A 10,525-nucleotide genomic window follows, 5' to 3' on the forward strand; every position below is an offset into this window, starting at 1 on the left:
GCCTCCCACGAGGTCTCCAGCAGCACCCGCTGCTGCGGGTCCGTCGCCAGCGCCTCACGCGGGCTGATCCCGAAGAAGTCGGCGTCGAAGTCGGCGGCGCCGTCCAGGAAGCCGCCCTCGACGGAGGTGGTCTTGCCGGGGGCGTCCGGGTCGGGGTCGTACAGGCCCGCGACGTCCCAGCCGCGATCCGTGGGGAACGGGGTGATGGCGTCGCCGCCCGCGGCGAGCAGGCTCCACAGGTCCTCCGGGGAGGTCGCCCCGCCGGGGTAGCGGCAGGCCATGCCGACGACGGCGATCGGCTCGTGGCTCTTCTCCTCCTCCTCGCGCAACCGCCTGCGGGTGTCGCGCAGTTCGGTCGTGGCCCTCTTGAGGTAGTCGAGGAGCTTCTGTTCGTTCGACTCATTCGACATGCGGTTCGTCCACCTGTGGGAGAGGAGAGCGGGAGAAAGGGGAAGAGACGGCGGGGTGTGGGTCCGTCAGCTCAGGGCCGCGGTGCGCAGTCCGGAGAGGGTGCGCCAGAGGGCACCCGGGGTGCTGAAGGTCTCCATGGACAGGGCGTCGTCGGTGAACTTGACGTCGTAGGCGTTCTCGATCTCGATGAGGAGGTCGACGATGCCGAGGGAGTCGAGGCCCGCGTCACGCAGGTCCAGGCTCTCGGTGAAGGAGGCGTCCTCGGGGAGGAAGCCGAGGTGGGGGCGGACGATGCCCTCGAACTGGTCGTCCCACATGGCCGGTTGGTCCTCTCTGCGGGTGGGGTTGCTGGTCAGTCGCGCGGGGCGAGCACACACTCGACGACGCTGTGCTCGGTGGAGAGATTGCGGATGGACCGCACCTGGAGGCCAGCGCCCTCCGCCTGCGCCCGCATGTCCTCCTCGGAGCGGATGCGGGTGCCCTCCTCGCAGACGACCATCTGGAACAGGGAGCGGATCGCGGAGGCGTTGTCGTGGCCGAGGAGCGGCTCGATGACGAACAGGACGGGCTCGGCGGCCAGGCCCTCGGACTCCTCGACGGTGCGGGTCATGGCCCGCTGGACGGTCTTGAGGATGCGGGTGCTGCTGTCGGGGCTCCAGTTGTGCAGGACGTTCTTGAGGAAGTAGGCGTCGGCGCCGCTCGGCACCTCCTCGAAGAAGTCGGACTCGGCGAAGGACAGCCGGCGGATCAGGTCCTGGTCGCCGGACTCCTCCAGGAGCTGGGCGCCACGCTTGGCGACGTCGGCGCGCTCGGCGACGGTGCCATGGATGTCGGGGTGGGCGGCGAGGATGCCCTTGAGGAGGTGGCCGCTGCCGCCGCCGACGTCGACGACGGTGGAGATGCGGGAGAAATCGAAGTCGCGGGCGAGTTCGGCGGCGGCGGGCCGGGTGATGTCGGCCATGGCCTTGTCGTAGACCTCGCCGGCGTCGGTGTCCTTGTCCATGTAGGCGTAGATGGACTCGCCGTACTCGGAGCGGGAGGCGGGCTTGCCGCTCTTGACGGTGGTGAGCAGGTCGCGCCAGACGTCGTAGTACATCTCGCCGCCGAGGACGCACCAGTAGCGCATGGACTGCGGGTGGTCGTCGCGCATCCGCTCGGACGTCTCCGTCTGCTCGAAGGTGCCCTCCTCGCGTTCGTGGAAGACGCCGACGATGCCGAGGACGCGCAGCAGGTAGAGCACGCCGTCGGGGTCGGCGTCGGTCAGCTCGGCGAGCTGGGCCGGGGTCTTGGGGCCGTCGGCGAGGTGGTCGGCGATGCCGAGCCGGGCGGCCACGCTGAGGGACCGGGAGATCCAGCCCATTCCGGCGAGCTGCAGCAGCTCCATCGTGTCTCCAATTCCTGGTGCTGGTCGTACGTCGGCCGGATGTCGGTCGTACGTGGGTGTCGGCGGGGTTCCGGCAAAAGCCGGGGAGGTCACTCGGCGGCCGGGGCCAGGGCCGAGCGCAGGCGCCGTACGGTGCGGTGGTCGGCGATGTCCTGGAGGCTGACCCGGATGCCTTGCCTGCGGGCCTTGTTGGCGACCTGGGCGGCGCCGAGGCTGGTGCCGCCCAGGGCGAAGAAGTCGTCGTCGAGGCCGGCCTTGGGGGCGCCGGAGAACCGGGCGAACAGGTCGCACAGCAGCGTCTCTTCGGGAGTGCCGGGGGCGGTGTAGCGGGTGACGGCGGCGAAGTCGGGCGCGGGGAGGCGGCCGGTCTCCAGCTTGCCGTTGGCGTTCAGGGGCAGCGTGTCGAGGGTGAGGAAGGCGCTGGGCACCATGTAGTCGGGCAGGGTGTCGGCCAGGTGCTTCTTCAACTCGCCCGGGTCCGCCTGCTGTTCCGCTTCGGGTACGACGTAGGCGACGAGGTGGGTGTCGCCGGTGGGCGTGCGGTGCACGGTGACGGCGGTGCGGGAGACCGCGGAGTGGCGCAGCAGGGCGGACTCGATCTCGCCGAGTTCGACGCGGTAGCCGCGGATCTTGACCTGGCCGTCGAGCCGGCCGAGGAAGAACAGGGTGCCGTCGTCGGCGCGGCGGACCCGGTCGCCGGTGCGGTACATGCGGCTGCCGGGCGGGCCGTAGGGGTCGGCGACGAAGCGTTCGGCGGTGAGGGCCGGGCGGCGCAGGTAGCCGCGGGCGAGCTGGCCGCCGGCGATGTACAGCTCGCCGTCGTCGGTCGGCCGCAACTCCTCGTCCAGGACCCTCAGTTCGCTGGTCCAGGTGGGCCGGCCGATGGCGACGGCGCCGGACGGCAGGGTGTCGCCGGGGCTGACGGTGTGCACGCAGCAGCCGACGGTGGCCTCGGTGGGGCCGTACTCGTTGAGGACCGTGACCTTCGGATGGCGGGCGCGGAAGGCGTCGACGGTCTCGGCGAGCAGGAGTTCACCGCCGACGACGAGCTGCTCGGTGGGCGCGGCCTCGGCCGGCAGGGTGGCGAGCAGCGCCATGTGGGACGGGGTGACCTTGAGGAGGGCGGGGCTGGGGGCCGGGTCCTCCAGGGCGCCGACGCGGATGGTGCCGCCGCTGGTGAGGGGCGCGTACAGGGTGGTGACCGTCATGTCGAAGGCGACGGAGGAGTGCAGCAGGGTGGTGCGGGCCGCGCTCGGGTAGGTGCCGCGCGCGTAGGCGAGGTAGGCGGCCAGCGGGCGGTGGGTGACGACGACGCCCTTGGGGCGGCCCGTGGAGCCCGAGGTGTAGATGATGTACGCCGGGTGGTCGGGGCGCAGCGGCCGGACGCGGTCGGTGTCGCCGGGGCCGGTGGCGGGGGCGGCGTCGATTCGGGCGCGGGTGGCGGGGTCGTCGAGGAGGACGGTGACCGCGGCGCCGGCCGGGGCCGCGCTGCCGGTGTGGGTGAGCAGGGCGGCCGGGCGGGCGTCCTCGGTCATCAGGGCCAGTCGCTGCGCCGGGTTCTGCAGGTCGAGCGGCAGGTAGGCGGCGCCGGCCCGGAGGACGGCGAGGAAGGCGGCGACGAGGTCCGCGCCGCGCCGCATGCCGACGGCGACGATGTCCTCCGGGCCGAGGCCCAGGGAGATCAGGTGGTGGGCCAGCCGGGAGGACCGCTCGGCGAGTGCGCGGTAGCTGACCGTGTCGTCGCCGTCGACGAGGGCGACGGCGTCGGGGGTACGGCGGGCCTGCTCGGCGAAGAGGGCGGGCAGGAGGGCGGGGCGGGCGTCACCGGCGGGCGTGGCGGCCGGCGTTTCGAGGGTGGTGAAGGTGGTGTCCCCCGTGGTGGTCGTCATCGCGGTCACCCGGCCTTCCCGGCCGCGGTCACGGCCGCGGGCGCGTCGGACAGCAGGCGTTCCAGGGCCCGTGCGGTGGCGGGTGAGCGCAGCAGGTCGTCGTGGGGTACGTCGATGCGGTGCTCGTCGGCGACCGGCTGGTCCGGGGTGGTCGTGGTGAGGGCGGTGGCGGCCGACCACGCGGGCAGCGGGCTGAGGGTGGTGGCCGCGGTGAGGTAGGAGACCAGGGAGACGAAGGCGCCGGAGAGTTCGTCGCGGATGTCCTCGTCGAGGTCGAGCCGCTCGGCGGCGGCGGCCACGGCTGCCGAGAAGGTGTCGGCGAGTTCCCGGCCGACGACGGGCAGCCGGTCGTCGCCGTACCGCGCCCGCAGGGCCTCGCCGCGGGCGTGGAACGCGTCGAGTTCGGCCGGGGTGAGCAGCGCGCCCAGGGAGTCGCCGGCGGTGTGGAAGTCGTCGTACAGGCCGCTGTTCGCGGGGAGTTCGGGGTCCAGGAGGATCAGCCGGGGGGCGGGCTGCCAGTCGGCGATGCGCTCGGCGAGGGCCGCCGCGAAGACGCCGCCGGCGCAGTAGCCGAGCACCGCCTCCACGGGGGCGCCGAAGGCGCGGACCTCGCCGAGCCACCAGTCGAGGTAGGCGTTGCCGGTGGGCGGGACCTGGTCGTCGGGGCCGGGCGGGCGGCTCGTCCAGAGTGTGCGCGGCTGGTCGAGGAGCGGGGCGAGGTCGGCGAACTGGGCCGGCCCGCGGCTGCCCGCGGCGAAGTCGACCGCCAGCAGGAGACTTTCGCTCTCTCCGCGCTTGAGCGTCTTCCACGCTATTCGGCTCACGGCGATTCCCTGTTTCTGTCCTCGGGCCACAAAAGGAGAATTCGTGGCAGCGGTGAACGTCACGCTAGATGCGGGCGGGCGCGGTGCGGACCCCTACCTTCGGCGGGGGCCACCCCTAACCTCGGATTCCGGCCCGGGCGCCGATACCGGTGGTGATGGCGTCGAGCACTTCGCGCTGGCGGTCGACGAGGTAGAAATGGCCGCCGGTAAACACCTGCACGTCACAGGCGGCGGTGGTGTGCGCGGACCAGGCGCGGGCCTCGTCGAGGGTGGTGTTGGGGTCGCTGTCCCCGGTCAGCACGGTGACGGGGCTGTCGATCCGCGCGCCGGGGTCGGCGCGGTAGGTCTCGACGGCCTTGTAGTCGTTGCGCAGCACGGGCAGGGCGAGCCGCATGATCTCCTCGTTGCCGAGGACCCGGTCGTCGGTGCCGCTGAGCCTGCGCAGCTCGCGGATGACGCCCTCGTCGTCGCGGGTGTGGACGCGGTCGGCGCGGGTGCGGGAGGGGGCGCGGCGGGCGGAGGCGAACAGCCGGGCGGGGGCGGGCAGTCCGGCGTCGGCGAAGCGGCGGGCGATCTCGAAGGCGACGGTGGCGCCCATGCTGTGCCCGAAGAAGTACAGCGGCCGGTCGGCATAGTGCCGTACCTCCTCGAAGGCCAGGTCGGCGAGTTCGGGAACATTGTCGATCAGGGGTTCCCTACGGCGTTCCTGGCGGCCGGGATATTGCACGACGAGGACGTCGATGCCGGGGGTGAGCGCCTTGGCGACCGGGAAATAGAAACTCGCCGAACCGCCGGCGTGCGGAAAGCAGACGAGGCGTGGTGCGCCGGCCACGGCGGGGTGGTAGCGGCGAATCCAGTCGCTTTCGAGAAGGTCGGTGTCGGCCCCCTGTGCCTGGGTGTGCGCCAACTGCTGCTGTGTGGTCATGCGAAGCCCCTCGGGTCGTCGTCAGTGCTGGGTGTCGTCGGTGTCGGGCGCGGGCGCGAGGTCTGTGTCGGCGTCGGCATCCGCGTCCGTGCCCGGGCCCGCGTCGGGAATGTCCGGGAGGAATCCGAAGAGCATCTCGGTGAGCTGCCACTGCCCGGCGAACTCGGCGAGTTCCGCCTCCGGGACGGGCACGCCGGCCCGCCGCAGTGCCTCGCCGAGCTGCCGCTGGGTGTCCGGCTCGGAGGGGGCGCCCTGCGGGAGGACGACCGGTGCGGGGCGGCCCGTCGGGAGCGGGCCGGGGGCGCGCAGGTGCCAGTCGGTGTGCTGCTGGTAGGCGTCGGCGACGGCGAGCAGGGCCCGGTCGGTGCCGGGGGCGCCGGCCAGTTGCAGGGACAGCGGGAGGCCCGCCGGGTCGAAGCCCATGGGCAGGGCGACGGCGGGGAAGCCGACGGCGCTCCACAGGCTGGGCAGCCAGGACACGGTGCCGAGGCCCGCCGGGTCGTCGTAGCGGGGGGCGACGCCGGGCCAGGTGGGGGTGGCGATCGCGTCGAGTCCGTCGAGCCGGCGGCGCAGCCCGGCCGCGCCCCAGGCGCGCACCCGCTGGGCGTGGACGTAGACGGAGGCGGGGATCAGGCCGCCGAGGACGAGGGTGCGCCGGAAGGGCCGCCCGTACTGGTCCCAGCGGGTGCGCAGTCCGGCGCCGTGGGTGTCGAATCCCTCGGCGAGGAGGGTGATGAGCTGGGCGGCGAACAGCGGGTACAGCTCGGGGAGTTCGACGCTGACGACCTTGGCACCCTGGTCCCTGAGGCGTTCGAGGGCGGTGTCGAAGGCGTCCCGGCAGTCCGGGGAGAGCTGGCCGGCCTCCTCCAGGGCGCGGTCGGGCACGCCGACGCGCACGCCGTCCAGGCCGGTGCGCCACTCGGGTTCGGGGGCGTCCCAGGCGGCGGCGACACCGAGGGCGCGGGCCCCGTCGCGGACGGTACGGGCCAGGGTGCCGACGGTGTCGAGGCTGGGCGCGAGCGGGCGGCAGCCGGTGGTCGGGACGAGGCCGTGGGTGGGCTTGACGCCGGTGACCCCGCACAGGGCGGCGGGGATGCGGATGCTGCCTCCGGTGTCGGTGCCGAGGCCGACGTCGAACAGGCCGTGCACGAGCCCGGCTGCGCTGCCGCTGCTGGAGCCGCCCGGGTAGCGGTCGGGGTCCCAGGGGTTGCGCGGCACGGGGAACGGCAGGGCCGGGTCGGGGCGGCCCAGCGCGTGCTCGCCCGCGGTGGTCAGGCCCAGCGGGACGGCACCGGCGGCGCGCAGCCGTCGTACGGCCACGGCGTCCCGGCCGCGGTGCCAGTCGGCGTCGTGCACCTTGCTGTGCCCGGTGGGGACGGCCTCGCGGGTGGCGAAGACGTCCTTGACACCGAGGGTCACCCCGTCGAGCGGGCCGGTGCCGGTGGTCTCTGTGTGCGGTGCGCCGGCGTGCGGCTCGCCTGTCTGCGGTGCGTCGAAGCGGTGCGCGAACACCCCGAGCCGCTCGTCGAGGCGGTCGGCGGAGAACCGCCCCCGCTCCCCCCGGGTACTGATGTCCACCATGGCCGCTCTCCGTAGGTCCGTTGACTGCCCGGGCGTTCCGGGTCTACGACCCTAGGAAGGGCTCACGGGAGTGCCGTCCCCCTTGACGGACCCCTGCCCACCCCTGAATTCCCACCCCTGCCTGCCGGTTGTCCTCGGGCTTCCCGGCTACGGTGGCAGGGGCGCCCGGAACAGGACGGCGTCCGGGGCGGTCCAGGCCGCCGTGATCCCGGGTCCGGAAAGGGGGGATTTCCTTGCTGCGGGACGACAACACACCTCTGCCCATCGGGCAGGTGACGCTGTACGACGACTCGGGCGACGCCTCTCCGGCCCGCGTCCTGATCTCCGCGCTGGGCGACCTCTACGACCCCGAACCGTCCCCGGAGGCCGGTCCGTTGGCGCTGCGCACCGCGACGTCCGTGGTCGACCCGCCGTTCTTCGGCAACGGCGACATCGGGCGGCTCGCGGTCTGTACGGCCGTCAACGCGCTCACGGCCACCGGTGCGCTTCCGCGCCGGCTGGCGCTGGCCGCCGTCGTCGAGGCCGGGCTGCCGTCCGTGCTGCTGCACCGGGCCGCCGGGTCCGTGCGGGAGGCCGTGCGGGAGGCCGGGGTGCGGGTCGCGGCCGTCGACGCTCGGGTGGTGCGGGCCGGTGAGGTCGATCAACTCGCCCTCATGGCGACCGCGTTCGGGGTGTTCACCCGTCCCCCGCTCGACCCGGCCGCGCTGCGCCCCGGCGACCGCGTCCTGCTCTCCGCCCCGCTGGGCAGCCACGCCGTGCACGTGCTCTCGCTGCGCGCCGGACTGGGGTACGAGTACCACGTGCCCAGCGACGCCGCCCCGCTGGCCGGGCTGGTCGAAGGGGTCCGCGCGGCCCTGCCACCGGACGCGGTCCGCGCGGCCGGCGCGGTCACCGAGGGCGGACTCGCCGCGGTCCTGCGGGAGTTCGCGTCCCGCTCGGGCCACGCGGTGCGCGTCGACGAGTACGCGCTCCCCGTCCCCTACGGTGCCCGCGAGGCGTTCGACGTGCTCGGCCTCGACCCGCTGTACGCCGCCGGAGCGGGCTGCCTCTGCCTGGTGGTCGCCCCCGAGGCGGAACCGGCCGCGCTGACCGCCCTGCGCGCCCACCGCGCCGGCCGCCTCGCCACGGCGGTGGGCTGGATCGGCGGCACCGCGAGCGGTGTGGTCGAAGTCCGTGCGTTGGACGGCACGTTGACGCCGGTACGCGCGGAGGGGGAACTCGACGGGGGGCCGGCCCGGTTGCTGTGAGGACCGGCTGCGCCCAGCTTGCCCGGTGACACCCGGGAGCTGCCGCCAGGGCCGGCCCCGGGCGCACTCCTCAGCTGCGTTCCGTGGCCGTCCCGCCCCGCCCCAGTGCCGAGGTCGCCGCCGCTGCCGCGAGGGCGGGGAGCAGGGCGATGCCGACGAGGATGCCCTCGCGGGCCGTGTGCGACTGCGTGACGGCGTGGCCGGTGCCGGAGGAGACGTAGCCGAAGGCGGCCAGCGTCAGGCCGTAGAGGAAGGGGCCGACGGCCAGGCCCAGCGTCTCGCAGGTGGTGAACAGGCCCGAGGAGACGCCCGCCCCGCGCAGCTCCTGACCGGCGATGCAGTCCTGCAACAGGGCGTACAGGAAAAGCAGTTGTCCGGCATGCCCGGCGCCCGCGACGACCATGAGCAGCAGGACCAGGGGCAGCGGCAGGACCGGCGCGGCGAACAGCAGCAGGCAGCCGGTGCCGAACACGGCGCAGGCCCACCGGTATCCGGCGCGGTGTCCGACGCGGGCGCCGAGCCGGGTCCAGGCGCGCACGGTGAGGAGGTTGGGGGCGACGAACGCGGCCACGAGCAGGCCGGTGACGTTCTTGTCGCCGAGGATGTGCTCACTGAAGTAGGGGGCGCCCGCCGTGAGCCCACCGGTCGCCACCGACTGGATGACGATCCCGGCGAGGAGCGCGGGGAAGCCCGGGACCGCGCGCGCGAAGGCGAGTTGCCGGCGCAGTCCGACCGGCCGGTCGCCCGGGCGGGCGTCCGGTGCCGCGCGCCGCGGCGCGCCTTTGACGCCGAGCACCACGCCTGCCGTTCCGGCGAGCACGCACAGCGCGCCAAAGACGCCGACGAGCCGGTGGCCCGGCACTCCCCCGCCGCCCGCGTCCACCAGTGCCGGGCCGGCGCCGCCGATGAGCAGCGCGGACACGGCGATCACGGCGACGCGGCCGGCCACGAGGGCGACCCGGTCGGCCGGCCGTTCGGTCAGCTCGGCGGGCAGCGCGGAGTACGGCACCTGGAAGAAGGCGTAGGCGGTCGCGGCGAGGAAGAAGCCGACGGCGGCCCACCAGACGCCGGCCGCGTGGGAGCCGGGCGCGGAGAACATCAGGGCGAACGCGGCGGCCACCCCGACGCCTCCGGCCGGCAGATGGAGAGCGCGGCGGGGCCGCAGGTCCCCGGCATGGCCGACGAGGGGTCCCAACAGGGCGTTCCACACCTTGGGCACGAGGACGACTGTGCCCGCGAGTGCCGCGCCGGCGCCGAGGGTGTCGGTGAGGTACGGCAGCAGCAGGAGGCCGGGCAGCGTGCTGAACGCGCCGGTGACGAGCGCTCCGGAGGCGTACCCGGCCCGTAGCCCGCGGCGGACGCCGGGCACGGGGGGTGCCGTTCCCTCGCGGGCGGCGGGTTGTGAGTCGACAGCCATGGTTCGAGCCTGAACCGGCCCCGGAACCGGCAGTAGTCCGGTGTTCACCCCACGTTCGGGGGAGTTCCTGTCGTGCAACTACCGGACAAGGGCGCTTTCTTGGAGCGGCGGCGCGGGTGGGAGAGGGTCGGGGTGACCAGGGGGAAGGCAGGTACGGGGATGCTGACCGAGGACATCACGAACGGCGATGCGGGAGCGACTGGGGTAGAGGCCGCGGCCGGGCTGCTGCGGGTCGCGGCGAGTGGTCTGCACCGGGAGGCCACCGCCGCGGCCTCGCTGCTGCGGCTGCTGCCGCCCGACGACGTGGCGGCGGCCTCGCTGCGCGCGCGGGCGCTGGTGCTGGCGGGCCGCCCCGAGGCCGCCCTGCGTGCGTACGCGCCGCTGCCGGCGTCCGCGAGGGAGACACCCACCCGGGCAACGGCACTGCGGCTGCTGGGCCGTTGGGACGAGGCCGAGCAGTGCCTGGACCGCTGCGCCCCCGGCCGGCACGCCACGGCCGGCGGCGCCCCGGCCCTCGAATGGACCGCGGAGTGCGCCGCCCTCGCCCTCGACCGCGGCGAACCGGTCCTGGGCCGCCCCGCGCAACACTGGGCACAGGAGGCACTACGCACGGCACAACAGCCCAACGCCGACACCGCGGCCCAGCCGCCCCAGGCCCTGGCTGCGACCGCCCGCACGCCGGAGGAGGCACGGCGCACCGCGCAACAGGCCGACGGCGACACCGCGGCCCTGCCGCCCCAGGCCCCGACCCCGACCGCCCGCACACCAAAGCAGGCACCGCGCACCGCGCAACAGGCCGACGGCGACACCGCGGCCCAGCCGCCCCAGGCCCCGACCCCGACCGCCC

Annotated in this window: 9 protein-coding genes and 1 pseudogene; 2 read left to right on the forward strand and 8 right to left on the reverse strand. The window is 74.4% G+C overall.

The genetic code is table 11. The annotated features are described in order from the left end of the window. From ABZ854_RS15535 to ABZ854_RS15565, 7 genes are all read right to left on the reverse strand, one after another. On the reverse strand, nucleotides 1–410 hold a 410-nt coding region (locus ABZ854_RS15535; RefSeq protein ID WP_361210070.1), incomplete at its 3' end, for a beta-ketoacyl synthase N-terminal-like domain-containing protein. A gap of 66 nt (nucleotides 411–476) precedes the next feature. Next, a complete protein-coding gene (locus tag ABZ854_RS15540) occupies nucleotides 477–728 on the reverse strand; it encodes a phosphopantetheine-binding protein (RefSeq protein ID WP_129306068.1) in 252 nt (83 codons plus the stop codon). A 35-nt stretch (nucleotides 729–763) separates the two neighbouring features. After that, a complete protein-coding gene (locus ABZ854_RS15545) occupies nucleotides 764–1,795 on the reverse strand; it encodes a methyltransferase (RefSeq protein ID WP_361210073.1) in 1,032 nt (343 codons plus the stop codon). 89 nt (nucleotides 1,796–1,884) lie between these two features. Further along, nucleotides 1,885–3,684 carry a non-ribosomal peptide synthetase gene (locus ABZ854_RS15550; protein ID WP_361210076.1) on the reverse strand — a complete coding sequence of 600 codons (1,800 nt, stop codon included), beginning with the start codon at nucleotides 3,682–3,684 and terminating at the stop codon, nucleotides 1,885–1,887. A 5-nt stretch (nucleotides 3,685–3,689) separates the two neighbouring features. Beyond that, nucleotides 3,690–4,508, reverse strand: coding sequence for a hypothetical protein (locus ABZ854_RS15555; protein ID WP_361210079.1), 819 nt, complete (start codon nucleotides 4,506–4,508; stop codon nucleotides 3,690–3,692). 115 nt (nucleotides 4,509–4,623) lie between these two features. After that, nucleotides 4,624–5,433: an alpha/beta fold hydrolase gene (locus ABZ854_RS15560; protein ID WP_361210082.1), complete on the reverse strand. Its 810-nt coding sequence runs from the start codon at nucleotides 5,431–5,433 to the stop codon at nucleotides 4,624–4,626. A 21-nt stretch (nucleotides 5,434–5,454) separates the two neighbouring features. Further along, on the reverse strand, nucleotides 5,455–7,014 hold the full coding sequence (locus ABZ854_RS15565) for an amidase (RefSeq protein WP_361210084.1): 1,560 nt from the start codon (nucleotides 7,012–7,014) through the stop codon (nucleotides 5,455–5,457). Nucleotides 7,015–7,247: 233 nt separating this feature from the next. Between ABZ854_RS15565 and ABZ854_RS15570 the strand changes: the two genes are divergently transcribed. Beyond that, nucleotides 7,248–8,261, forward strand: a complete 1,014-nt coding sequence (locus tag ABZ854_RS15570; protein ID WP_361210086.1) for an AIR synthase-related protein — start codon at nucleotides 7,248–7,250, stop codon at nucleotides 8,259–8,261. Nucleotides 8,262–8,331: 70 nt separating this feature from the next. On the opposite strand, the gene ABZ854_RS15575 is transcribed toward ABZ854_RS15570, so the two are convergent. Beyond that, nucleotides 8,332–9,678 carry an MFS transporter gene (locus tag ABZ854_RS15575; protein ID WP_361210089.1) on the reverse strand — a complete coding sequence of 449 codons (1,347 nt, stop codon included), beginning with the start codon at nucleotides 9,676–9,678 and terminating at the stop codon, nucleotides 8,332–8,334. 159 nt (nucleotides 9,679–9,837) lie between these two features. Here ABZ854_RS15575 and ABZ854_RS15580 point away from each other — a divergent pair. Then, a pseudogene (locus tag ABZ854_RS15580) lies at nucleotides 9,838–10,525 on the forward strand (hypothetical protein); the annotation flags it as partial.

The sequence above is a fragment of the Streptomyces sp. NPDC047028 genome (genome assembly GCF_040644095.1).
GTDB lineage: Bacteria > Actinomycetota > Actinomycetes > Streptomycetales > Streptomycetaceae > Streptomyces.

What these genes read in the sequence shown, in the direction of transcription:
- ABZ854_RS15560 (WP_361210082.1), bottom strand. Translation starts at nt 5,433, where the DNA reads ATGACCACACAGCAGCAGTTGGCGCACACCCAGGCACAGGGGGCCGAC.
- ABZ854_RS15565 (WP_361210084.1), bottom strand. Translation starts at nt 7,014, where the DNA reads ATGGTGGACATCAGTACCCGGGGGGAGCGGGGGCGGTTCTCCGCCGAC.
- ABZ854_RS15540 (WP_129306068.1), bottom strand. Translation starts at nt 728, where the DNA reads ATGTGGGACGACCAGTTCGAGGGCATCGTCCGCCCCCACCTCGGCTTC.
- ABZ854_RS15550 (WP_361210076.1), bottom strand. Translation starts at nt 3,684, where the DNA reads ATGACGACCACCACGGGGGACACCACCTTCACCACCCTCGAAACGCCG.
- ABZ854_RS15545 (WP_361210073.1), bottom strand. Translation starts at nt 1,795, where the DNA reads ATGGAGCTGCTGCAGCTCGCCGGAATGGGCTGGATCTCCCGGTCCCTC.
- ABZ854_RS15575 (WP_361210089.1), bottom strand. Translation starts at nt 9,678, where the DNA reads ATGGCTGTCGACTCACAACCCGCCGCCCGCGAGGGAACGGCACCCCCC.